Genomic DNA, 24,574 nt, shown 5'->3' with positions numbered 1-24,574 from the left:
GAATAACGGCGATTTCTCTAATTTTCCATCACCATTTCCGCTACGCTGCGATCGGGAACTGCTGGCGACGAGACTTGTACGCTTCAATTACCTCCGGGCTAGTCTGGGTCATTTGCCAGGTAGCACGCTTCGACAAGCGTTCAGACCAAGCACTCAGTTTTAGATAATCACCCATAGACACACCTATTCCAGGTAAGCCGGGTATCACAGTTCCGGCAACAATATCAGCTAGGGTTAGGCGATCGCTACCAAAATATGGATGTTCGCCAAGTAGATTCTCAAAGAAGGTCAGCACCGTATGTGCTTGCTGCTTTGACTGCTCAAGTTTCTGCTGTTCGTCACCAGCAAGCGCCCATCCATTGCCGACTCAGCGGGGCTATGCCAAGCATCAGTTCATTGACAGTGACCATTTCCACCATCCGCACAGTTGCTCTTGCCTTGGCATCCGCAGGCAGCAAGGTAGGCATCGGATACTTGGTCTCTAGGTAGTCAAGGATTGCTAAGGATTCCACTACATTAAAGCCGTCATCCACCAAGACTGGAATGTGATGAAAGGCGTTAATCGCCAAGGTATTAGTCCTCTGAGGACTTCAGCTATAAGCTGTGGGGTTTGAACCCCTGGCGGGCTTTCAACACAAGTGCAAGAACTGAATCTAACTTCACTGATTTTTCTGTCATTGAAGTTTTCGCAAGAGCGCCATTATCCCGATCATTGCTGCAACAGCTTCAAGAGATTTTCAGGGTTGTCCATTTTGTCCATCACCACTTCAATAAAGGCAAGTTTGTCCCTATTTTGTTCGGCTTGTTGCAGCGCCGACTCTAACTCTGACTCAGTGCTTACTTTAATGCTCCAGCTATTGTTACCAAAAACTTCAGGAAGTTTGTGATAATTCCACCGCTGGATGTCGTTGTATGGCATCTTCTCACCGTGTATATCGCGCTCGATCGTGTATCCATCATTATTGATGAGAAAAATAATTGGCTTGAGGTCATAGCGTAATATTGTTGATAGTTCTTGTGCCGTCATTTGGAAGGAACCATCACCAATGAATAGGATAGACCGACGTTGGGGAGCAGCGATCGCACAACCGAGAACTGCGCCAAGCGAGTAACCTATAGAAGCCCAAAGCAGTTGTCCAACGAAGGTGGTTCCCTTTGGCAAAGGAATTTCTAAGGCTCCAAAAAAAGCCACTCCAATGTCGGCGACAACAATATCATTTTCTTGGAAAAAATGAGCCAGTCTTTGCCAAAACCGCTCCAGCTTAATCGGCGCAGAGGAGTTAGGTTGAAAGCTCGTTGTCAAGCCAGCATTTAAATTGTCTTTGGCGGGTTTTATGTCGAGCGAAATAGCATCCCGATGCTGCAACCGTTTGCTTAAAGCAGGTAGAAAATCCCCCATCGCTACATTATTGTACAAGGCACGCTTTATCTTGAGATACTGCCCATGCACTTCAATAGTTCGACTAGGATCGAGTTGGGCGGAAAACTTTCCGGTGTTGAAATCAGTTAAATAAGTACCGATACTCAACACACAAGCTGCCTCTTCAATACGTGTTCGCACATAGTTTTCACTGACAGCACCGTTATAGATGCCGATATATTGGGGGTGCGTTTCTTCAAGCAGCGCTTTCCCCATGCTCATAGTTGCATAAGGATATCCAGTGGCTGCTAGAAGCGATCGCAATTCATTATGGAGGCGATAGCGATCGACACCTATGTCAGCGAGAATGACTGGTTTTTCAGCCTTCTCCAGCATAGTTACACTGACATCAACTGCCTCATCCAAAGTAGCGCGATCGCTCTCTTCAACGGGAGGCATAAATTCACCTTCAGGTGCAGCTACTTCAGTCGTAGCAACATCCATCGGTAGGCTGATATAAACAGGTTGCTTCTTGAGAAGGCAAGCAGCCAGAACTCTATCGATTTCTGCTGTTGCATTCTCTGGAGTTAAATACGCTTGAGCTACCGTTACCTTCTCAAACATTCGGGCAAACATGGTAAAATCGCCAGTACCAAGGGTATGGTGGAGAGGTGCCCCAGATGATTGCTTTTTGGTAGCAGGAGATCCGGTAATCGCCACAACAGGAACGTACTCCGCGTAAGCGCCAGCAATTCCATTAATCGCGCTGAGTTCGCCAACACCAAACGTAGTAACTAATGCTGAAATGCCATTAATTCGAGCATAGCCATCGGCGGCGTAGGCTGCGTTAAGTTCGTTGCAATTTCCAATCCATTTAAGATTCTCTTGAGCGACAATACGATCGAGAAATTCCATATTGTAGTCGCCAGGGACACCAAAGATATGCTTGATGCCAATTTGCGCCAGACGAAGCAATAAATAGTCGCCAACAGTACAGTTTGTCATTGTTTTAGCCTTGATATTTTATATATGGTTGTATTGCAAAGGTTGTATTGCAAAAACTTTTTGAGGATGAAAGCTCCCCGTCAACTACCTGGCGATGCTCATAATTGCTGCTATTAGTCAGTGGTTATGAGCAAAGCAGACACGCCCTAGTCGGCGTTGCTGGATGCAGGTATGAGTTATGCAGGAACAGGGATATCCCGGAATTTTAAGTAGTGGAGTAGCAATCGAACTGAGTGTTTCAGCATCTCTACGGACTTTGAATAGCACAAGGTCTTGCGATGCAGTCGGGCAAGATAATCTCTTAATCGAGTGTTTTCGCCTTCAACACGAATCATGTAAGTCTTACTGACAATATGGTCTTCGTCTGGGATAAAGAGAGGATAAACGCGATTTCCATCAGTGACATAGAAGAAACAATTCCATAGAGCAACGAGGTTCCATAATGGTTCAAAGGTTTGGGCACTATGATCACCAATGACCCACCCTAAAATACCGCATCTAAAGTGGTCAACGGCTGTCCACAGCCAGATCTTGTTTTTTTTGACCGACAAACGTTTCGAGTTCATCGAGTTTCCCAACTTCAGGAATGGTTTCAGGTGCTACCGTCATCTGGCAAGGTTTGCCCCACGTGCTCGACCCAATCGATCACGGTCGTATGATGCACTCCCTTGACACGTTCGATTGCTCGAAATCCTGAACCGTTGACATACATTTTGAGGCATTCTCGTTTGAACTCATCCGAGTACCCTTTAGGTGGATCATAGCGGTCAATAAATTGGCGACCACAATCGACACAGATGTGATTTTGTTTGCCTCTTTTCTTGCCATTCTTACGGATACGGGTGGAGGCGCATTCAGGGCATTGCATGAAAATTTCTCCTAATTCATACCTTTATTCTGCAACGCCAAATTTCATTCTGCGTTTTACCATGCAAGCGATCGCGCAGAGTAGCAAGATAGCTTTCCTTGTCGCCATCATTTCCTGTCCGCTCAATTGGAAGACGTGGCAATGGCACCATAATAAAATTATCCTGTTCTGTTGCCATCAACAGTAGGCGCAGACACAACAGTTTGGTATTAAACAGGGATTGGTTGATTATCTTGCCATAGCCGCTCTCGGAGGGTCGAATCATTTGGTGCGATAGGAAAACCGCAGCCGCCCTTGCACCAGGCTTGGAGCCTTCCAGACCGTAGATTGCCACCGACGGTTCTTGGGGACGAATTGACTGAGTGCCGCCGATATAGGAACCAGCATAAATTGTGAGATTTTTCAACTGACCGTTGCGGTAAAGATTGCCTCCGGCAGGATAGGGGATATAGCCTAATTTGTGCGGATCTATCGTTGCGGAATCACACTCCCGCATTCGCTGCAACTGCCTTAATGTGTGTTCGTTGCAAGGTACGCGGCTGAAATCGTCTATAAATAGTGGGGAATTTTGCTCGGCAAATTTGTAATCGCGGCGGATGATTGACATCAAGTATCCACCCCAAGCAGCATCGACGTGGATGTTGAACTCTAATCCTTTTTTCCGATAAGTTTCGCGCAATTCTAATATGCTCTCAAGCGGATCGACGGCGCTTTCTTCGACGCTGCCAAGAACGGCTGTGGTTAAAAGTACCGGATTGCGGGAGTCCAAACACTCTTGCAAGCAACGCCCCAGCTTTTGCATATCCATCCGCGCATCGGCATCAACGTAAAGATCGATCTCGTTGTCCGTACCGATGCCAAGAGCCGCCGCCGCCTTGGGCCAAGCATAGTGTTTAGTTGATGATGTTATCATCTTCAACGAACCAACGTCTTGGAAGGCGCTTGACATCCCTCCCCATCCTTGACCGTTGAGGCTGCGCTTCAACAACAAGTCCCAAACGCTATAAACATCTTGCAGTTTTTCGCTCTCACCGCACAGTTCCCAAATTCTCTGCGGCAAAGCGAGAATATCGTCCTGACGGATGTTAAATAGCTGCCATGATGTCGCTTCCAGCAGTTTGGGGTGGCTGCCATCTACAATCGGCACCTCAATGTTGCGGGCTTTAACAAGTGCTGGTTCCTGCCTCAAGGCTTCGCGTGCCGCAAACGGGAAGAATTTCATCTCTCGCGTCGCCCAAACTGCCTCCATGATTGCAATGGAACCGCCCGCTGTAATATGGCTCCAAGGTTAGATTTGGTTATTGGATGGAAAACCAACCATCGCACACAAATCCTGACCCACCTGTAACTCCAGCAATGTTGTTGCTGTTGACATCTGGATAGTCAGTTGGTTGGGATTGTGCAACATGGTCGCGAAATAGCCAAGCATTGCAGGTAGCGTGGTATCCCACAATACGTGACCCTGATAGCGCATACTGAAATAAGGTGTCGCGTACTCGCGCAGATATTCCAGCAATTTGTCATAAGCATCCCTCAAAGCACTCATACCAGCCTGATATTCTGGAGAGGCTTTTACTTCAGGAGTGATGGTTTCCGGATCGCCTGCTAAGTATTCCTGCCGATACTGAATGATATGGTCTACAGCCTTGGCAATTAATTCCTTAAATTCAGCACCATTTTCCGCCCGCGTACCCAAAAACCAGGTGGAAATATCTCCAGGTGGCTGTGGCGAATTGATATTAGGAATCCCAGTTAGACGACCAATGGATAAGTCACCGTTGTCGTCTTGAATGAAGTTTTGGCTAAAGTTTCTGGAAATATTATCAACCATGTTTATCTCCTTTCTTTACCTGATTTTTTTACTAAGATTGAATAAAGTCCCCGCAGGAGTTATTTAAGACAAAACGGCGACATAATTTAACAGTCGTACATTGAGGAAAGTAGGGAGTATGAAGAGGGTAAACTAAAAGCGATTTCCCCGATCATTACTTGCAAAACGAACACCTCCTAACTGGATTTATAAGTTATCTTAAAAGAAGCTGAAACCATTCAAAAATGTGCCCAAAAATACCTACTCTTCAATAGTGCGACCCAAAAAAGGAGTACAAAATGCCAGTTGGGTGAGCTTTTCGCCGTGTCGCAGCTTTAAAGGGCAGTCTTCTAAAATTGATGCTCCCATGCAGCGATAAAACGCTCGTGCAGACTGATTCAAATTCAAAACTCTCCACTTCAACTACCCACAGTTGCGCTCAACAGCTAGCTAGCTAAGAACCACGCACTTATTGATAAATTTTCTATCAAGAATTTAAAATACAGGCTGAGAGTATATATCCCTAGAAAGGGGGATTTGAGTCAAGAAAGAATACCGATCCCGCGAGGGAGGTAAAAACTAGATAAGAAGGCTCACCCGCTTGGTATCAAGCAAAATTTGGTCTCAACGCGAACTAACCATTAAACGCTTGTCGCACTACTGCCATCAAATACTGTGTCAGAGTATACGCATCAACTCCTAACTCAGTACGCTCCTCGGCTGCCAAAATTCCCGCTTGAGCGTGCCACCAAGCCGCACTTTGTACCATCTCTTCTATGGGTAGCTGTTGCTTAGATGCGGTTGCTACCAGTCCACCCATTAGCCCAGTTAGCACATCTCCACTGCCGCCACGGGCTAAGGCGGGAGTGCTTTCGGGAACAATCCATACTGAGCCAGAAGGATGGCATATCGCAGTCCTCGCCCCCTTCAGGAGTACCACTGCCCCACTCTGCTGGGATGCTTTACGAACTGCACTCACCCGGTCTTTCGTGGCATCGGGTGCATCTGGAAACAAACGATTGAACTCACCCGTATGGGGGGTGAGAACAGTTGGTGCTTGTCGTTTAGAGAGGGTCGGGATCGTGTTTAACTGGGCGAGGATATTCAAGCCATCAGCATCTAAAACAACAGGCAAATCGCTAGCTAAGACTTTTTCAACGACTGGCGTGGCATCTTTTGTCAAACCGGGACCGCAAGCGATCGCGCTATAGGAACTCAGATCCGTGTCTTCTGGCAAAGATGCGATCGCACCTGTCTCTGTTTCTGGACAACCAATAATCAGCGCTTCTGGCAACTGAGCCACCAGTAAAGGTTTCAGCGATTCTGGCACCGCAATTGAGAGCATCCCGACGCCACTGGATCTTGCTCCCAAACCGGCTAAAATCGCGCCTCCAGCATACTTGCGAGAACCGCAAATCAACAGCAGATGTCCTTGTTTATACTTATGAGTAACTGCGGGGCGAGGAATGGGAAGATGAGCGATCGCAACTGCCGGTGTCACCCGCTGAATGTTGGGCGTCTCACCCAGTACCGCCGAGATATCCGCCACCGGGATACCAAAATCAATCAGTTCAGCTTTTCCAACAGATTCCAACGCTTGATCTTGCAGAAATGCTAATTTCCACAAACCTAAGCAAAACGTGTGAGTTGCACGAACCGCCGTTCCCAAGACTTCCCCAGTATCGGTATGCAAACCGGAAGGCAAATCGATACTAATCACTGGCTTAGACCACTGATTTAGTTGATGAATAGCAGAGAATATGGGTTCAGCGATCGCTCTTTCCAACCCAAACCCAAATAAACCATCAATAATTAGATCGCACGCTTGCAACGGCTCAATCTGCTCAACACAGGGAATGCCCAAACTCTCAGCATACTGGGCGTGTTGCGAAGTTAATTCCTTCAGCTTGGCAATCGGACGATAGATGACAATTTCATAACCCTGAAAATGCAACTCACGGGCGACCACCAACCCATCGCCCCCATTGTGACCAGGCCCCACCAAAACGCCTACACGTCGCATCTGGGAACGGGGATAAAGCGCTTGAACTCGACTGGCAATCAGTCCCCCCACCTTTTCCATCAAAGCCGCCACCGGCATTCCAGCCGCAAATACGCGCCCTTCAATCTCGCGCATCTGCTGGGCAGTCACCACCATTTGCTGAATCTTTTCCTGCCTCTGTTGCATCTGTGCCACTTTCAGTGCTGATTCCTGTGAGTTCTAAGTTTTATCTTACTCAGCATAGGCATGAGCGGGGTCTCCCCGCCCCTACAGCAGGGGCACGCTATTGACCGAAATAAACCCGTGCATCCATACCATTAGAGCGGAGAAAGCGACTCCAGCGTTCTGCTTGTGAGCGATCCTCAAAAGGACCGACCGCAACGTGGGGTCCGCGTGGTACCTCTCTTTGAAACACCGCATCCTTGGGGAACCCCAGCCGGATCATGTGGGAAGCAATGTCAGGTAAATACTCCTGACTCCCCGGAATCACCACGAAATAAGCAACTTCCTCCACTTCATCTCTACTGGTGACTGGACGAGAATCGAAATTCTCTGCATCAGCATCAAAATTTTGGTCAGAATAAGCACTGATTTGCCCTCGAATGCCCCATTCTTCCAAAACCCGAACCCGCTGCTGGGCTTTAATTTCATCAGCAAATACTCCCGCTTGGATCACACCCCCGCCGTACCGCACAAAAGCTTCGGGTTCTATCTTTCGGACTTGCGCTAACAACAGCGGACTATCCCCATTAATAAAAACCCCATAGAGACGAGAATTCCGACGCACCGGGCGAGGATTCTTATTTCTATTTCTGCTGGGTGTACTTCTGCTGGGTGTACTTCTGCTGGGTGTCCTTCTGCTAGGTGTACTTGGCGGCGGTGCCTGAAATTCAATCTCACGCCTGCCCGCAGGATTCGGTGAAATCGAGGGCAAAGTATCTTGAGGAAACGCTGGCGGAGCATTTGGCGATGCAGGTAAGCCAGGAACCACATCAGGTGGTGTAGGGAGAGGTCTGGCTGCTGCTGGGATCGGGTGTGGAATCAGCAAATATCCACCCCAGAACCAGCACGAGGTAAGGGATAACAGCCAACAGGTTTTTCTTTTTCTGTTGCCATGAGTGAGTAAACGCTGCTGATTGCTCCTCATTTAAAATCAGCTCTCCTCGGCGATCTTCCAGGAATTGTGCGGACAAAATTTGTAGTCAATCTAGCATAATTAGTCATTAGTCCTTCATCATTAGTGATTGAAACGTTGGAATGTTGTCAGGTTGGAACGTTCTAACCTGATAACGCCTACAGACAAAAGACTAATGACTTTAGACTAATGACGATTATCAAAGTGTTAGTCTAGAAAAGAAAAAACTGATAATTCAGTAATTCACTTTTTCGTTCTATGAATAAAGTCGTCGTCGGCCTCTCCGGTGGAGTTGATAGTTCCGTCGCAGCCGCCACCCTCCATCATCAAGGATATGAAGTTGTTGGTCTTACCCTCTGGCTAATGAAGGGTAAAGGTCAATGCTGTTCTGAGGGAATGGTCGATGCGGCTTCTCTTTGCGAACAGTTGAGCATTCCTCATCACATTGTTGATAGTCGGGATGTTTTTCAGGCAAATATTGTCGATTACCTGGTTGCGGGATACGAATCGGGGATTACTCCGTTGCCTTGTTCTCAGTGCAATAAGGCGGTGAAATTTGGCCCGATGCTGCGCTATGCCTCTGAAGAGTTGGGTATTGATAAAATTGCCACGGGTCATTATGCGCGGATCGGGTATGACGCAGAAACGGGACGTTATCAGCTGCGGCGGGCTGTAGATTTATCTAAGGATCAGTCGTACTTTTTGTACGATTTGACACAAGAAATGCTAGCTGGATCGATGTTTCCGTTGGGAGAACTGCACAAGACAGAAACTCGGCGCATCGCCGCAGAATTCGGCTTAAAAACCGCTGATAAGCCGGAAAGTATGGATTTGTGTTTGGTGGAATCCCACGGTTCCATGCAGACGTTTCTAGATAAGTACATTCCTCAGCAAACGGGTGAGATTGTTGACCAGTCTGGCAAAGTGTTGGGTCAACATACGGGTATCCATCACTACACAATTGGGCAACGGAAGGGAATTGGTGTTGCGGCGGCGGAACCGCTGTATGTAGTGGCGCTGGATGCAGTTCGGAATCGAGTGATTGTGGGCGATCGCGCTAGCACACACAAGCCTGAATGCACCGCCGCGCGGTTAAACTGGGTTTCAATTCCCGAACCCACCAGTCCCATCCGCGCCGAAGTGCAAGTCCGCTATCGCTCAAAGGCAGTCCCAGTCAGCGTAATTCCCCTGGAAGATTCGCGAATCAAGCTTGTCTTCGATGAACCCCAGTTCGGGATTACCCCTGGACAAGCTGCGGTTTTGTACGATGGGGACATTGTACTCGGCGGTGGCATTATCGAAAGGTTTGAGTAAACAGTAAACAAGCAACTTTTTTAGAGGCAAAAGTAAAAATTTTTGCCTCTTTTTAGTTGTCCTCATTTCTTGAGAAAACAGTATCAATATCCCGATAGCCACTAATCACCCGAACTACTTCAATACCGTTTTCAATTGGACGATAGAAAATCAGGTAGTTATCTATTGGAAAACTTCGCAGTGGAGGATTGAGGTCATCTCTTCGGCGACCCATGTTAGGGAAGTTAGCAATATTTTGAAATTTCTCCTCAATTTGGTCTAAAAAACCCTCTGCTGCACCAGGGTTTCTGGAAAAAAGGAAAGAGATAATGTTATCAATATCTTGTTTAGCTGGAGCAGTAAGAATGTAAAATTTACTCATTGGTCGCCGTTAGAGGAGCGTTGGCGAATTTTATCCCGGAGTTCTTGAATTGCTGTGGCTCCATCAACCACTTCCCCTCCTTCAGAAGCTTCAATACCAATAGTAATTTCCTTTTGAAGTTCAGCCAATCTAGCTTGATATACAATGTATCGGTCTTGTAGCGATCGCAGCCCCTCACAAACAACCTCACTAGCAGATGAGAATTTGCCGCTCTCAAGTAACTCGCTAACAAACTGCTCCAGTTCAGGTGTAACTGATACAGTGATGGAGCGATCTTGTTTTTGTCCAGTTAAAGTCATAGGTTCTATTTTTAGAATATATAAAAACAATAGCATAATAACTATTAGTATTTCTATTAATTTGTAGATAATGATTAGTCAACTTACCTCTGAGCAAGAAGCCCTGATTCCGGTTTATCGGCAGAAGTGGAGGCGAATCGCACTTTGCACTGAACCAATTGACCGTCAAAAAGCAACAGAAGCCATAAAAGCAGCTTACACATGGATTGGCGAAAAGCCGCCTGAGATTATTTTTTTTGATAGCCCAAAAACAGCTTTGATAGATACTTTGATAAGACTTAGGAAGGAACTGGGCAATGACTGGGATAACCGAGATTTGTGGATGGAATTGTATATTCCTGAAGACCCAGCAAGACAACTGGTGGACATACTTAGGGGCAAGCTCGAAACTCAACTGACCCGTCAATTAGAGAGCCAACTAAATAGCAACTTGAAAAGCAACCTGTTCTGGCAACTGTGGAACCGACGGGAGAGTCAACTGGAGATACAACTGGAGAGTCAACTGTAACTTGAACTGGAACTTGAATTTGAAGAAAATCACTACATTCGACACGATAACTTGTCTTGTAATAACGGTGTATATGATTTTTGTTTTTCCGCCTTAAATTGCGATTGCGATCAAAAAACATGGTATTTGTTTCAGTCTCTTGCTAAAGAGTGTGGCTGGATTTTCCCTTTTGAAAAGATTTGCTTGGTAAGCGATCGCCCTCGCGTCCTCTCCTTCGACAACCAACAACGCCTACACGCAGAAAGTCCCGCCATTCAATTTGCTGATGGATATAGTCTGTATTCCTATCACGGTGTAACCTTACCTGAAAAATATGGTCAAGTGCATCCGAACCAGTGGCACGCACAATGGCTTTTAGAAGAAAATAACGCTGAACTGAGGCGAGTATTAATTCAAGGAATTGGCTACGCCCGAATCTGCCAAGAATTACAAGCTGAAGAATTGGATACTTGGCAGGAATACACTCTATTAAGAATTGATAATGATGTGGATATCGAGCCAATTTATTTATTAAAAATGACTTGTCCCAGCACCGGATTCATTCACGCCTTGCGAGTGCCACCGGATATTAATTCAGCGCGTGAAGCTATTTGCTGGGTAAATTGGGGACTCGCTCCAGAGGAGTTTTTAGTGCAAACTTGAAGAACCTCTCCCTAACCCTCTCCTAAAAGGAGAGGGGACAAGAAAAATATTTGTAGCTGGAAGAAACTCCGGCTCCCCCTTCCCTACTAGGGAAGGGGGCTGGGGGGTTAGGTTTCTTATCTCTCGGTTCTATATATTGGTACGATAAATTTTTGCAGCTAACACATTTAAAATCGATATGAGTCTAGCACCTCACGGCGGTCAGCTAATTAATCGCATCGCTACACCAGAACAACGACAAGAATTTCTCGATAAAGCCGACTACTTGCCTAGAGTGCAACTCGACGAACGGGCGACATCGGATTTAGAACTGATTGCTATTGGTGGATTTAGCCCATTGACTGGCTTTATGGAACAAGCAGACTACGATCGCGTAGTTACTGAAATGCGGCTTGCCAATGGGCTACCGTGGGCAATTCCCGTCACGCTATCGGTGGATGAGTCGGTTGCGGCGAATCTAAGAGAAGGCACTTTGGTGCGCCTGGATGACCCGACAGGTAGATTTGTGGGGGTTATGGAACTCACACAAAAGTATCGCTACGACAAAACCCGCGAGGCGGTGAATGTTTATCGTACCGAGGATGAAAAGCACCCAGGCGTTAAGGTTGTCTACAAGCAAGGAGAAATAAATCTCGCGGGTTCAGTTTGGCTGTTGCAACGCGACTCTCATCCTTTCTTTCCTAAATACCAGATTGATCCTGCTCAATCTCGCGCCATGTTCAAAGAAAGGGGATGGAAAACGATTGTCGGCTTCCAGACGCGAAACCCCATCCATAGGGCGCATGAATATATCCAGAAGTGCGCTTTAGAAACCGTAGATGGCTTGTTCCTGCATCCCTTAGTGGGAGTCACCAAAGATGATGATATCTCGGCAGAGATTCGGATGCGCTGCTACGAGATTATGCTGGAATACTACTACCCCCAAGACCGGGTAATTTTGGCAATTAATCCATCTGCTATGCGCTACGCGGGACCAAGGGAAGCAATTTTCCATGCCCTGCTTCGCAAGAATTACGGCTGTACTCACTTCATCGTTGGGCGGGATCATGCAGGTGTCGGCGATTACTATGGAACTTACGATGCTCAGCATATTTTCGATGAGTTTGAGCTGGGTGAATTGGGCATCACGCCGATGAAGTTTGAACACGCCTTCTATTGCACGCGCACACAGACAATGGCGACGACAAAGACCAGTCCCAGCAGTCCAGCAGAACGTATTCATCTATCGGGGACGAAGGTGCGAGAAATGCTGCGTCGGGGTGAATTGCCACCACCAGAGTTTTCTCGCCCAGAAGTCGCGGCAGAATTGGTAAGGGCGATGCAGGTACCAGAGGAAGCAAGCAAATTTAAGATTGCCAGTTTCAAATTTGAAATTTAAGATTGGAGGCTACTTAAATTTGAAAATTTGCCATTCTTTCTATTTTCTAAACCCTAGCCCCTGATAGGCTGATCGAGTAATAGCTAATGGCTAATGGCTGATATGGGATTGAAGCGGCGGAGTTTTCTGCAACGGGCAGGGTTGGTGCTGGCAGCGCTGGGCGTGAGCGAAACGGTGCTATCTCTACTGGGAGATAAAAGCTTTGCGGTGCCTTTGCTGGATCGCTATTATCAGGCGCTGGCACAACCGAGTGGGCGGAAGTTGGCGCTACTTGTAGGAATTAATCAGTACCCCCGTGGGACACAGACGCGATCGCTCCCGTCTCTACAAGGTTGTGTTACAGATGTGGAACTGCAACGGGAACTTTTGATTCATCGCTTTGGTTTTCACCCTAGCGATATTTTGACGCTGACGGATAGCCAAGCCACGCGGCAGAATATTGAAACTGCTTTTCTGGAGCATCTCACAGGGCAGGCGGCGGCGGGGGATGTTGTCTTGTTCCACTTCAGCGGCTGCGGTAGCCGCGTCAGAATCAGGACTGAGGAGAAAGGACTGAGGACTGAGTTTGGTGCTGATGAATCCTTGCTCAGTCCTCAGTCCATCCTTCGGGAAGGCGAAAGCGTTGCGGCTGCAAAGCAGCTAGCGCCTACACTCTTCAACACTCAGAATAGTTTGGTGCCGGTGGATGGGGTGCTGCTGACGAAGGGGGCACCCGCGAATGATTTGTTGGAAGAGACACTGCTGTTGCTGTTGCGATCGCTTCCCACAGACCAAGTCACAACGGTACTGGATACCAGCTACACTGACGCCGATACTGTCCTCCAAGGCAACTTGCGGATTCGTTCTGCCCTACAATCGCTAGCAGAGCAAGCGAGCGACGAGGAACTCGCTTTTCAGGAACAACTCCTGCTGCGTCTCAAGTCTTCGCGAGAACAGCTCCATAAGCAGCACAAACCCGGTCAAATGCCTGGAATCGTTCTGGCAGCGGCTGGCCCCAGTCAACTGGCGACAGAAGCTCCTTGGGGCGGTTTCAGCGCTGGATTGTTCACCTATGCCCTGACTCAACATCTCTGGCAGGCGACTCCTCCCACTACACTTCAAGTCAGTTTCAGTCGAGTGGCTGGGGTAGTCGAGCAGCTGGTGGGAAAAGAACAACAACCCCAGTTGAGCGGTCAAAAAAGTAACCAGCCTTCCTTGCTACCCTATCAGCCTGAAATCAGCATCGGTGCAGATGGCGTCGTTACGGCGGTGGAAGACAGCGGCAAAACGGTACATTTGTGGCTGGCAGGATTACCTGCACCCGTTTTGGAATACTACGGAGCGAATTCTCTGCTGAGTGCTTCCCTACCGATGTCTGAAGCTCAGACTCCAGACAGCAACGCGACTGGTGAAGTTTCATCAGTTCCTGCTCAACTGCAACTACAAATTCGTTCTAAGGAGGGTCTGACCGCCAAGGCGCGACTTGTTGGCACCGCAGACACTTCCAACCTCCAAGTGGGGCAACTGGTTCAAGAATCCGTCCGGGTGTTACCAAAAAATATTGGCTTGACGATTGCCTTAGACGCCGGACTGGAGCGCATTGAACGGGTGGATGCCACCAGTGCTTTTGCCAGCGTTCGCTCTGTATCATCCGTGGTGACGGCAGGAGAGCAACCCGCCGATTATTTGTTTGGCAAGGTGCAGACGCCCAATTATTTAGGGAGATATGGGCTGTTTTCTCTCGGTCGGGACTTGATACCCAACACCGTTGGGGAATCGGGTGAGGCGGTGAAGGCGGCTGTGAATCGGTTAGTGCCCAAACTAAGGACGTTGCTGACAGCAAAGTTATTGCGTCTGACGGTCAATGAAGGGTCTTCCCGCTTGGGAGTCGGGGCAACGTTGGAGATGATTTATCCCGCCCAAAAGGTGTTTCTGAAACGCGAAACGCTGCGGCGGACGGGGGACGCAGTTGTTGATTCAAACCCCAGACGCGATGACTCGCGCCTCTACAACTCAAAAATTGCTTCCGAGGGAGGCATCCCCACCATTCCCATCGGTAGCCGCATCCAGTACCGAGTTCAAAATTACAGCGATCGCCCGATCTATTTGATGCTCATCGGCGTTGATAGCAGCGGCTCTGGCGTTGCTCTCTATCCGCTGCAATTTCCCGAAGTTAAGGACAGTCCGGACGCGAAACCAATGGTCAAAGATGTGGTCGTCGAGGCGGGTGCTACCCTCGTTGTGCCACAACCTTCTGCCTCTTTTGAATTGACGATTCACGGCCCTTCTGGGTTGGAAGAAACCCTTCTAATTTGCTCCTGGGCACCCTTTACCCAGATGGCAACTGTGGCATCGGTTCGCGGGTCTAAGGGAGAGGGAGTGGGCGAGTTGTTTAAGCCGCTGACTGTGGCGCAGGCGGTGCTGCAAGATTTGCATCAGGCGAGTACGTTAGCGAAGCGGCATGAAGTGGAGGGGGAAGCGATTGCTTCGGTTCCTGTCGAAACGATTGGTATCTCTTCTGACTCCTACGCTTTAGATGTGAAAAGCTGGGCAACGCTCAGCTTTATTTATCAGGTGGTTTAAAAGTTATTGCGCTACCTTTACATTTCAGATGTGCAGATTGGTTGGGACTGGTAATGGGGAATGAGAGTTATGAGTTCAGGACTTACGCAAAGCTTATACATACAGCGTTTTGTAGGGGCAATCCCCCTGTGGTTGTTCTCAGATGTGGTGATGTTGCGTAAGTCCTGAGTTGTAGAGATGCGATTTATTGCGTCTGAGTTTTGAGTGAGAAGAGCGTTCTTTAATTCAAAATTCAAAAACCTGTCCTTGAGCGAAGCCAAGGGACATAACTTAAAACTTTTTACCCATTACCAAACCTCTGCGACTAATATGCAATTTAAACGCACATCGGCTGATAGTTTTGGCACGGATTGGGAATACTAAGATTAAAGCTAACAGGATGAAAAATGAAAATTCCGAATCTGGTTGCGTTCGCCAAGCGTGCGCTTCCTGCACTTGCGCTTTCTTCCCTGCTACTATCTGCCGTTGCTACCACTGCCCAACCCCAGCCTAATTCACCTCCAACCCTGTCGAATCAAGAACGCGAGGAACTGGAACGACTGCGGCAAGATCAAGAAATACGCGATCGCGTCCAAGCTGAAGTTGACCGCGCCTTTAGCCGCACCACCACGCTGCTCAATACTTTGTTACTTGTTCTGACGCTGTTTCCGATTGCGATCGCTGTTAGTATTGTTCTACTTCGTCGCAGTATGATCGAGCAGATAATTTCAGATGCTCAAAAGGAATTAGCGCAGCTACAAGAAAAATTTACTAGGCAAATAGAAGAGACAGTCAATGCTAATTTAAAATTAGAACAATCTGCTTTGCCGCAAAAAATCAAGCCTTTTCCAACCGATAGTTTAAGTCAATTAAATACAATTTTAACCCAATCTCAGACTATATTAGAAGACCTGAAAGAACAGAAAGAAAGTGTACAACAAGAAATTGCCCAACTCAGGTACGCACAAGCTGTTAAAACTCCGACCGTTATACATAGAGAAATCGAAACCTCTAACTTTGAGCATTCTTATCAAAATTCCGAGCTGGTTTCTGATACTCAATCGGAGTCTGTAGCCCAAACAAACAATGCAGAGTCTGAGCAAAGGGTGACACAAACCGAATCTGCCAATCTAAATCTTGATTTGAACGCCAACGATTACTTAATTTTAGGAAATTCTTGCTTCTCTGAAGGTCGGTATTTAGAGGCAAATCAATCTTACAACTTAGCTGTTAAGATTGAACCAAACTTTTCGGAAGCTCGGTATAACAATGCTCGCTGCTATGCAATGCAATACCGCCTCAATCTAGCAGTAGGAAACCTACAATGGGCAATTGATATTGAGCCTAGGTATAAAGAAATCGCCAAAACCGATGAAGCTTTTAGCGCCATTCGAGGAGAAGAAATATTTAAAAAAATACTAGACGAATAGCTTCCTCGAAGCGCTATTTATAGGTTTGTTGATTAAGCATTAAATTTTATAAAAAGACACGCTGTTCCTCCAGGCGCGAGGGCTTTGAAGCGCCTTAATTATTTATCATTAATTATCATAAATAGAACCTTAAAGTACCAATACGGTTCGGTTAAAAATAATTGTAGGTTGGGTTGAGGAAGGAAACCCAACAAATGCTTATATTTTGTTGGGTTTCCTTCTTTAACCATTCCCTACGCGAACTTTGGTGTTTTTCACTTTATTCGTCTCTACGGTGTCTTGGCGTGACTACAAATACTTCTTCAACAGCAACCCCATTTTCTCCTTCGTTGCTGCTGGAACGTTATCCAGTCGCGTGAGAATTGCATATTTTAAAGCTGAATGAGCATCAGATGGCGGTGGATTTTCGCTCAATCTTCGCACCGTTTCTTGAATTACCTTTTGGGCATTCACTGCATTACGTTGTAGATTAGCAATCACCATTTCTACCGTCACGCTATCGTGATCTGAGTGCCAACAATCGTAATCTGTCACTAACGCTAACGTTGCATAAGCAATTTCTGCTTCTCTGGCTAACTTCGCCTCTGGTAAATTAGTCATGCCAATGATTGTGGCACCCCAACTGCGGTAAAGATTTGATTCAGCTTTCGTAGAAAATGCTGGCCCTTCCATACAAATATAAGTGCCACCGCGATGGAGAGTGACATCGGGTAAGTTTAAAGATGCGATCGCATCTGCCACAACTCCAGCCAATTTATTACACACGGGATCGGCAAATGCAATATGAGCCACAATCCCTTCCCCAAAAAAGGTAGAAACTCGATTCTTGGTGCGGTCAATAAATTGATCCGGCACTACCATATCTAAAGGTTTCGCTTCTTCCTTGAGAGAACCCACCGCAGACGCAGAGATCAGATACTCGACGCCTAGCTGCTTCATGGCATAGATATTCGCTCGAAACGGCAATTCAGAAGGCAACAGCGTGTGATTGCGACCGTGACGTGCCAGGAAAGCCACCCGCGTTCCTTCCAAAGTTCCCAATATCAAGGCATCAGAAGGGAAGCCAAAAGGCGTGGAGATTTGCACCTCTTCCACATCTTTGAGCGCCTCCATCTTGTAGAGACCGCTGCCACCGATAATCCCAATCCGAGCCTGAGTCATTTTTTTGCCTTCTTGCTACAACGCCAAGTTATTTTACGGGAAATTAGGGAGTGTTTTAATAGCCGACCTGATTTGTCAATGATGAGAATCACTAAAATATAAAGAAATTGTTACATTTTCTCTATGATGGCGATCGCTTAGGTTTGTAAAGAAATATTGCAACATCTGTCATATCCCCAGAATCTCCTTGAGCGGGATTCGCAGCATTATTGCATAAAGTTGCTAAAGAACGATGCCAGCTTCAGCTAGTTTACCCGCAGTCTCAGTCAAACAAATCGTTGAGCGAATCTTTGTCTTTCGCCAAATTACTCGTACCGATCAACGTCTATTGATGTCAACATTCCTATCGCAGGAAGCCCTGAGTGAAGCAGAACACCTGCTAATTAATCGGGTGTTTGATGCACTGAAACAGGAATTGTTGAGAGTAGTGGATTAATTAAGAACGCTTCAGCATTTTAAAAGTTTAAATAAATATCACAAAATCTCTTAGTTGAAATCTAGTCGGTTAAAGTAAGACTAAATTTACATCAGTGCAGACGCACTTATCAATAAACATGAGCAATTCGAGAAACTCTCTCACAGCGATCGCACTGCTATGTTTCTATACCACTAGCTTGCAGCTAATCGCCCAGACAAATGCGAATGCAGCCACGCCAACTTTACAGGCTCAATCGAGGCTTGCACAAAACACGAATATCTGTTCATTTATTAATGGGAATAATGTCAATATCAGAAAAATTCCCAGCACTAAATCGCAAGCGATCGCTAAACTCAATAGAGGCGATATTGTTCGGGCGGTGCGAAGACAAGGTAACTGGGTTCAAATCTCTGGAAGAGTAACATCACAACCTGGAGTGACTCCGGAGGTGGTTAAACCTCTGAAGGGTTGGGTACTCAATACTTATATCAATGGATGCTCAGAAGATCAATTTGATAGATGGCGGAAATAGGGAAGCCGCTCGTTTTAAATATTATTTGACTTCCCCAATTATCCGTAGAATGCTAATCGCTAATTAGCGCCATCTAGTCCCAACGGGGAATATCGGCATCTTCCCCACCAATACCGATTCCGGTGTTAAATATTTCGGCATCAGTAATGTTAAGCTCATTCATTGATGCCCCATACACGTTAGCGTCATAAATCTTAGCGCGAGTCAAGTTTACTTCGTTAAGATTTGCTTGCTGAAAATTGGTATTCGTTACAAAAGCTGACGTTAAATTAGCTGCTGTTAAGTTTGCATTCGTCAAGTCAGCGCCTTCGAGGTTCGCATTCGTCAGGTTAGCTCCTTGCAAATTGGCTTCTCTCAAGTCAGCACCAATCAAATGTGCGCCACTGAGATCGGCTCCTGATAAATCGCACCGAACACATTCCCCCGTTGACAATAGCTGTTTTAGGTGAAGGGGATTCTCCGCTTTCACTGGGCTGGTTAAAAATAATGGAGCGAGTAAGGTTAGAGTCGCTAATAGTTTGATCATAATACTCCCCCTTTATTAAAAAGGTTGTTTCGTTTTCTTCCTCACACCTTTATTATCTCACTAAGATTCTGTGGTAGACATTGATTGATGCCACAGGTAAGTTGTGATAGAAAACATACGATTTAATCACTCGTTAGCAGGATTACGGTAGTGCTTAATTGAGATAAAATATAACGAAGTGCTACCGCTGTTGCATTTTCAACGTGGGTTGAGCGTACCGGGTGCAAAGCGCGATCGCATCAATCAGCCTTTAATCTATATTTTGGTATAGGGACAACCTCAATCCTCTCCTCCCAACAGCCAAAACCCGCTATAAGTCATCCCCGACTCATCCGGTTGCACCAGCAAAAAGTGCAATCCCCGACTCTGCTGCTGGCGCTGTTGATAAGCTTGAGCTGCTGCCCTAACTTCTTTATCCTCAAAAGTAGCAACAATCCAGCGGTCAACCAATCCAGCTTCTAATACCAACCCATCGGGGGCACCCGCAATATAATTGAGAGACACGGGACGCGCTTCTTGTAGCCAACGCGCCAAACGCATCGATTGCCGCCCACCGTAAATTACCACACCGGGAACTGGAATTGTTGACGCTAACCCCAGATTAATCGGCAAGAGAAATTCTGGCATCTCCAGAATCGGAATCGGGCGTTCTGCAAAAGCTGCTACTAAATCTCCCGCAGGAAGTTTAGCAAATCGCCATTGTTCCCCCCAAAGGTTTTCTGGTAACGGTACTGGCGGCGGTTTGTCCAGAGGCGAGAAAGGTTCACCAGTGTAAGTGTAATTATCTAAACTGGGGTATTGTTTTAAGCGCTCTTGTAAATATTCTTTCAAAGCATGAGTGCGTCGCGTCGGTTCCACTACAATACCCAGTTGTTTCCCAGCAGCTTCAAGCAAACTCAACGACTGGGGACGAAAAACTTGGATGAGATTCGGCAGATTTCCACCCGCTGCTTGCTGTAACTGAGAAATCAGCCAAATAGCATTCGCTTCAGATTGAGGACAAAAGGCGTCATAACTAAAACTGCGTGTGGCATCGCAAATCAACAACTCCCACAACACCTGCCCTTTTTCATCTTTCAAAGGACGCCGATAAAAATCAGCTTGCCAAATACGCATCTCGTTCCAGCTTTAAAGATAAGGTGAACCACAAAAGCACAAAGGCACAAAGAACACTTCGTCAGGACTTACGCAAAGCTTATACATATAGCGTTCTTGTCGGTTCAATCCCTCTGTGGTTGCCCTCAGATGTCGCGCAAGTTGCGTAAGTCCTGTTCGTGTTTCCCTTAGTGTCTTCGTGCCTTCGTGGTTCATTTTATTCCTTTCACCGCACCCCTACGCCAGCGCACTTGCCAGAATCGGTTCGGTACCTACCGAAGTTCCCGGCGCGTACACCTGAGTCACGTAGTCTGCAATCATCCGGTCAGTGTTGAATAGCGGCGAATTTGTCTTAATCGACGCCTTCATCATCTGAATCCAGCGATGAGGAATTCCATTCTCATCTTGGTCATAGTAGAGAGGAACGATTTCCTCTTCTAGTAGCTGGTAGAGAGATTCCGAATCAATCCGGTCTTGCAACTCCTGGTCGCTGGTGTGGGCATCTTCACCGATTGCCCAGCCATTGCTTCCCTTGCCATCTTGCCCTTCTTGATAGCCTTCGCACCACCAGCCATCGAGGACACTGCAATTAATGCCGCCGTTGAAGCAGACTTTTTGCCCACTTGTACCGGAGGCTTCTAGAGGGCGACGCGGGTTGTTCAGCCAGACATCAACACCTTGCACCAAATGTTGACCCGTGTAGATGTCGTAATCTTCAACTAAGGCAACTCGGTTGAGAATATCGGGGTGCTTGCACCACTCCATCAACCGCTGGATAATCCGCTTGCCTTCTTCGTCGTGGGGGTGCGCTTTACCGGCAAAGACAATTTGCACGGGTCGTTGGGAATTCCCAAATATCCTCAAGGCGCGTTCGGCTTCCCGCAGCAGCAAGTCACCCCGCTTGTAAGGGCTGAAGCGTCGCGCAAATCCAATCGTCAGCACGTTGGGGTCTAGCAGCTGGTCGGCGGCATCAATGCGGAATTGCTCTTCACCGCGACTAATCCTTGCCAATTTCACCTTAGAACGGGTATGAGCAATCAGACACTCTTTGAGAACTTGGTGCCGCCACCAGATTTCCTCATCGGGAATTCCGTCCACCTTTGCCCACATCTGTTTGTCAGCCATGCGGGTTGACCAATCTTCACCCAAGTATTGGGAATACAGGTCGCCCATTAGGGGTGCTGTCCAGGTACGCGCATGGACGCCATTGGTAATGTGACCAATGGGCACTTTCTCTTCGCTACGGTCGGGATAGAGAATGTTCCACATCTTGCGGGAAACCTGACCGTGCAGTTCGCTGACGCCGTTGGCAGTGCGACACATCCGCAAAGCTAAGACGGTCATGCCGAAGGGTTCCCAAGGGTCGCCCAGTCGGCGTGCCCCCAAGGCGAGGAATTGTTCGCGCGACAGACCCAATGTAGGCCAGTAGTGGGCGAAGTAGGAGTCCATCAGGTCTGAGGAGAAGACATCGTGACCTGCGGGAACGGGAGTGTGGGTGGTGAAGACACAAGCGTCGCGCACCGCTGCCTCAATGTCATAGAAAGACTTGCCGGTACGCTGAATTTCTTGTCGCGCAATCTCCAGAGTGCAGAACGCCGCGTGACCTTCATTTAGATGACACACCGACGGAGCAATCCCCAGTGCTTCCAGCGCCCGAACGCCGCCAATCCCCAGCACGACTTCCTGGGCGATGCGCGTTTCTTGGTTGCCGCCGTACAGGTGCCCTGTCAGCCAGCGGTCAATGGGATCGTTGTCGTGTCGGTCGGTATCTAGCAGGTAAAGATTGACACGACCGACTCGCGCCAGCCAAATTTGGGCTTTGACAATCCGTTGCCGAATTTCCATCTCAATGGTGATGGGTTCCCCAAGAGGATTTTTGAGCAACTCCAGGGGCATCTGGTCAAAGGGATTGTTAACGTAGTTTTCTTCTTGCCAACCGCCCCGATTCAAGCGTTGACGGAAATAACCTTGGCGATAACAAAGCCCTACAGCGACCATCGGTACGCCTAAATCGGAGGCGGATTTGAGGTGATCTCCGGCTAAAATTCCCAAACCGCCGGAGTAAATAGGTAGGGATTCGTGGATGCCAAATTCCGCACAAAAATAGGCGACAGGTCGCTGTGGGGAAATTTGCGGCGCGACGCGAGACGCCCAAGAATTTTTTTCGTTCATGTACTTGTCAAATTGCTCAACAAGTGCATTTACCCGTTTGATGTAAGCTGGGTCTTGAGCGAGCTGGGTGAGTCGCACAAAAGAAGCTGATTCCAGGATGGCGACAGCGTTGTGTCCGCAGCGGTGCCATTCATCGGGATTAATGTTCTGAAATAGAGAAGTGCGATCGCTCGTCCAACTCCACCAATAGTTATATGCCAGGTCTGCCAATCGCTTGAGAGGAAACGGTAGCTTCGCACGCAGCGTTTCAATTGTTGTCATAAATTCCGTTGCACTACACTTGACAGGCTTGCTCTTCACATTCGTCTGGATAGGGAGGGTGTTATCTTCGTACTGGTTGTTTGGCTTTTAGCTCAAAAAAGCATCGCTAAGAGCCTGAAAACATCCTGCTATCCAGCCCGATTTATAGCTTTACAGGATTTCCTAGATAAACTGTGTTTTTTTACACTCTTTACATTTTCCCCCTAAAAATTTGTCAAGTAATTTAAGAAAGATTATGGTTTTGTTAAGTTTTGTCAGATAATGCCCAAACCGTGCGTAATCTAAACAGCCGGTTCCGCGATCTCAACCCCAGACTGGCTGTACTTGTGCCAATTAGTCATGAAAATTACAGTTAAATTGGTTAGAGTACCAACGATTCACTAAATTAACTAAAGGGGAAAAAGCCTCAACTGACTAGGCAGATCCCCGGTTGTTAAACTCTCAATTTTCAAAGTTGCTTTAGCTTATGAATCCTGCCCTGACTCAATTTGGCGATTGTATGTCCCACCTAACCGGGGTGCGGGCAATTATGAAGGATATTAAGGAAACCCTGCAAGCAGGTATTGGACAGGAATATATTAATTTAAGTCCTGGGAATCCAGTGATTTTGCCAGAAGTAGAGCAGTTGTGGCGGAATTACACTGAAGAATTGCTCGCTAGCTCAAATTACGGTAATGTGGTTTGTCGCTATGGTGATTCTCAGGGCTATGAGCCGTTAATCGAAGCGGTAGAAAAGGATTTCAATCGCCGCTACGGGCTAAATCTGACTCATCGCAATATTTTGATTACCCCCGGCAGTCAAACGCTTTATTTCTTTGCTGCGAATGCCTTTGGGGGGTACACCGCAGGCGGTCAATTAAAGCAAATTATCCTGCCCCTGAGTCCAGATTACACGGGTTATGGGGGTCTGACCTTAACTCCAGAGGCATTATTCGCCTATAAGCCAGCTTTAGACATTGATGCCGCTGCCCACAGGTTCAAATATCGTCCGGACTTCAGCAAACTGAAGATTACAGAAGATACGGGTTGCGTGTTATTTTCGCGTCCTTGTAACCCAACCGGCAACGTCCTCACGGATGACGAGGTGAAAAAAATTGCCGATTTGGCTGCGCCTTATGATGTGCCAGTCTTGATCGATTCAGCGTATGCACCTCCGTTTCCGGCGTTAAATTTTACCGAGATGACGCCGGTGTTTGGAGAGAACATCCTGCACTGCATGAGCTTATCGAAAGCGGGGCTACCCGGAGAACGGATTGGGATTGCAATTGGGGATGAAAAGTGGATTCATGTGCTGGAGTGTTTCCAGACGAATATGTGTATCCATTCATCTCGGTATGGACAAGCGATCGCTGCCCGTGCGATTGAATCGGGAACGCTTGCAGAAATCGCTACCACCGTGATTCGCCCCTACTACCAGAAAAAGTTTGATGTTGTGGAAAGCAGCATCGAACAGGCAATGCCCAAAGATTTGCCTTGGTTCCTCCATCGCGGCGAAGGAGCAATCTTTGCGTGGCTGTGGTTCCAAGATTTACCCATTACAGACTGGGAACTGTACCAGCAGTTAAAGCAAGTCGGTGTCATTGTAGTGCCAGGTAGCTCTTTCTTCCCCGGATTGCGCGAAGAATGGTCGCACAAGCAACAATGTATCCGGATTAGCCTCACTGCCACAGACCAGGAGATTGAAATCGGGATACAGCGCTTAGCGAAGGTGGTCGAGCTGGTTTATCAAAAAGCGATCGCTTATTAGAGTTGAGTT

At 47.4% G+C, this 24,574-nt stretch carries 22 protein-coding genes and 2 pseudogenes; 8 read left to right on the top strand and 16 right to left on the bottom strand.

Annotated elements, in window-relative coordinates; genetic code table 11:
• Positions 1-40: 40 nt before the first annotated feature.
• The 10 genes and pseudogenes from ACFW2W_RS11470 to ACFW2W_RS11425 all read right to left on the bottom strand — a co-directional run bounded on the left by ACFW2W_RS11470 (position 41) and on the right by ACFW2W_RS11425 (position 8,238).
• Complete coding sequence (locus ACFW2W_RS11470; protein WP_378177589.1) at positions 41-295, bottom strand: glutathione S-transferase family protein; 255 nt, start codon at positions 293-295, stop codon at positions 41-43.
• A gap of 43 nt (positions 296-338) precedes the next feature.
• Complete coding sequence (locus ACFW2W_RS11465; RefSeq protein ID WP_378177586.1) at positions 339-569, bottom strand: glutathione S-transferase family protein; 231 nt, start codon at positions 567-569, stop codon at positions 339-341.
• A 140-nt stretch (positions 570-709) separates the two neighbouring features.
• Complete coding sequence (locus ACFW2W_RS11460) at positions 710-2,365, bottom strand: alpha-keto acid decarboxylase family protein (protein ID WP_378177583.1); 1,656 nt, start codon at positions 2,363-2,365, stop codon at positions 710-712.
• A 176-nt stretch (positions 2,366-2,541) separates the two neighbouring features.
• A pseudogene (locus ACFW2W_RS11455) lies at positions 2,542-3,233 on the bottom strand (IS1 family transposase).
• A gap of 16 nt (positions 3,234-3,249) precedes the next feature.
• Positions 3,250-4,482 carry a pyridoxal-dependent decarboxylase gene (locus ACFW2W_RS11450; RefSeq protein ID WP_378177580.1) on the bottom strand — a complete coding sequence of 411 codons (1,233 nt, stop codon included), beginning with the start codon at positions 4,480-4,482 and terminating at the stop codon, positions 3,250-3,252.
• A gap of 39 nt (positions 4,483-4,521) precedes the next feature.
• Positions 4,522-5,064, bottom strand: coding sequence for a hypothetical protein (locus ACFW2W_RS11445; RefSeq protein ID WP_378177577.1), 543 nt, complete (start codon positions 5,062-5,064; stop codon positions 4,522-4,524).
• 240 nt (positions 5,065-5,304) lie between these two features.
• Positions 5,305-5,445 carry a hypothetical protein gene (locus ACFW2W_RS11440; protein WP_378177574.1) on the bottom strand — a complete coding sequence of 47 codons (141 nt, stop codon included), beginning with the start codon at positions 5,443-5,445 and terminating at the stop codon, positions 5,305-5,307.
• Positions 5,446-5,677: 232 nt separating this feature from the next.
• Positions 5,678-7,231: an NAD(P)H-hydrate dehydratase gene (locus tag ACFW2W_RS11435; RefSeq protein WP_378177571.1), complete on the bottom strand. Its 1,554-nt coding sequence runs from the start codon at positions 7,229-7,231 to the stop codon at positions 5,678-5,680.
• A gap of 97 nt (positions 7,232-7,328) precedes the next feature.
• Entirely contained in the window at positions 7,329-8,036 is a 708-nt protein-coding gene (locus tag ACFW2W_RS11430) for a hypothetical protein (RefSeq protein ID WP_378177568.1), read from the bottom strand.
• 1 nt (position 8,037) lies between these two features.
• Positions 8,038-8,238, bottom strand: coding sequence for a hypothetical protein (locus ACFW2W_RS11425; RefSeq protein WP_378177565.1), 201 nt, complete (start codon positions 8,236-8,238; stop codon positions 8,038-8,040).
• A gap of 200 nt (positions 8,239-8,438) precedes the next feature.
• Here ACFW2W_RS11425 and mnmA point away from each other — a divergent pair, with 200 nt between their 5' ends.
• Positions 8,439-9,494, top strand: coding sequence for a tRNA 2-thiouridine(34) synthase MnmA (gene mnmA / locus ACFW2W_RS11420; protein WP_378177562.1), 1,056 nt, complete (start codon positions 8,439-8,441; stop codon positions 9,492-9,494).
• A gap of 52 nt (positions 9,495-9,546) precedes the next feature.
• On the opposite strand, the gene ACFW2W_RS11415 is transcribed toward mnmA, so the two are convergent.
• Entirely contained in the window at positions 9,547-9,855 is a 309-nt protein-coding gene (locus ACFW2W_RS11415) for a type II toxin-antitoxin system RelE/ParE family toxin (RefSeq protein WP_378177559.1), read from the bottom strand.
• Positions 9,852-10,154, bottom strand: a complete 303-nt coding sequence (locus ACFW2W_RS11410) for a type II toxin-antitoxin system ParD family antitoxin (RefSeq protein WP_378177556.1) — start codon at positions 10,152-10,154, stop codon at positions 9,852-9,854. The genes ACFW2W_RS11415 and ACFW2W_RS11410 overlap by 4 nt, the downstream gene beginning before the upstream one ends.
• 70 nt (positions 10,155-10,224) lie before the next feature.
• Here ACFW2W_RS11410 and ACFW2W_RS11405 point away from each other — a divergent pair.
• From ACFW2W_RS11405 to ACFW2W_RS11390, 4 genes and pseudogenes are all read left to right on the top strand, one after another.
• A pseudogene (locus ACFW2W_RS11405) lies at positions 10,225-11,304 on the top strand (DUF6745 domain-containing protein).
• Positions 11,305-11,482: 178 nt separating this feature from the next.
• The gene (gene sat, locus ACFW2W_RS11400; protein ID WP_378177553.1) at positions 11,483-12,682 is read left to right on the top strand and encodes a sulfate adenylyltransferase; all 1,200 of its coding nucleotides are present in this window, start codon (positions 11,483-11,485) and stop codon (positions 12,680-12,682) included.
• 102 nt (positions 12,683-12,784) lie between these two features.
• Positions 12,785-15,244 carry a caspase family protein gene (locus ACFW2W_RS11395; RefSeq protein ID WP_378177977.1) on the top strand — a complete coding sequence of 820 codons (2,460 nt, stop codon included), beginning with the start codon at positions 12,785-12,787 and terminating at the stop codon, positions 15,242-15,244.
• Positions 15,245-15,630: 386 nt separating this feature from the next.
• Positions 15,631-16,653 carry a TPR end-of-group domain-containing protein gene (locus tag ACFW2W_RS11390; RefSeq protein ID WP_378177550.1) on the top strand — a complete coding sequence of 341 codons (1,023 nt, stop codon included), beginning with the start codon at positions 15,631-15,633 and terminating at the stop codon, positions 16,651-16,653.
• Positions 16,654-16,941: 288 nt separating this feature from the next.
• Here the strand turns inward: ACFW2W_RS11390 and ACFW2W_RS11385 are convergent, their stop codons facing one another.
• Positions 16,942-17,814 carry an S-methyl-5'-thioadenosine phosphorylase gene (locus ACFW2W_RS11385; protein ID WP_378177547.1) on the bottom strand — a complete coding sequence of 291 codons (873 nt, stop codon included), beginning with the start codon at positions 17,812-17,814 and terminating at the stop codon, positions 16,942-16,944.
• A 232-nt stretch (positions 17,815-18,046) separates the two neighbouring features.
• On the opposite strand from ACFW2W_RS11385, the gene ACFW2W_RS11380 reads away from it, so the two are divergent.
• Together ACFW2W_RS11380 and ACFW2W_RS11375 are read left to right on the top strand one after the other, a co-directional pair.
• Positions 18,047-18,250, top strand: a complete 204-nt coding sequence (locus ACFW2W_RS11380) for a hypothetical protein (RefSeq protein ID WP_378177544.1) — start codon at positions 18,047-18,049, stop codon at positions 18,248-18,250.
• A gap of 118 nt (positions 18,251-18,368) precedes the next feature.
• A complete protein-coding gene (locus tag ACFW2W_RS11375) occupies positions 18,369-18,764 on the top strand; it encodes an SH3 domain-containing protein (protein ID WP_378177540.1) in 396 nt (131 codons plus the stop codon).
• Between the two features lie 73 nt (positions 18,765-18,837).
• On the opposite strand, the gene ACFW2W_RS11370 is transcribed toward ACFW2W_RS11375, so the two are convergent.
• The 3 genes from ACFW2W_RS11370 to glgP all read right to left on the bottom strand — a co-directional run bounded on the left by ACFW2W_RS11370 (position 18,838) and on the right by glgP (position 22,818).
• Entirely contained in the window at positions 18,838-19,293 is a 456-nt protein-coding gene (locus ACFW2W_RS11370; protein ID WP_378177973.1) for a pentapeptide repeat-containing protein, read from the bottom strand.
• Between the two features lie 276 nt (positions 19,294-19,569).
• Positions 19,570-20,406: a Tab2/Atab2 family RNA-binding protein gene (locus tag ACFW2W_RS11365; protein ID WP_378177538.1), complete on the bottom strand. Its 837-nt coding sequence runs from the start codon at positions 20,404-20,406 to the stop codon at positions 19,570-19,572.
• A gap of 216 nt (positions 20,407-20,622) precedes the next feature.
• Complete coding sequence (gene glgP / locus ACFW2W_RS11360) at positions 20,623-22,818, bottom strand: alpha-glucan family phosphorylase (protein WP_378177535.1); 2,196 nt, start codon at positions 22,816-22,818, stop codon at positions 20,623-20,625.
• A 466-nt stretch (positions 22,819-23,284) separates the two neighbouring features.
• Here glgP and ACFW2W_RS11355 point away from each other — a divergent pair, with 466 nt between their 5' ends.
• Positions 23,285-24,565, top strand: coding sequence for a valine--pyruvate transaminase (locus ACFW2W_RS11355; RefSeq protein WP_378177532.1), 1,281 nt, complete (start codon positions 23,285-23,287; stop codon positions 24,563-24,565).
• Positions 24,566-24,574 lie beyond the last annotated feature (9 nt).

Origin of the sequence: Coleofasciculus sp. H7-2 (assembly GCF_042747725.1) — a bacterium.
Lineage (GTDB): Bacteria > Cyanobacteriota > Cyanobacteriia > Cyanobacteriales > FACHB-T130 > FACHB-T130.
This window is presented reverse-complemented; position numbering and strand designations above follow the sequence as displayed.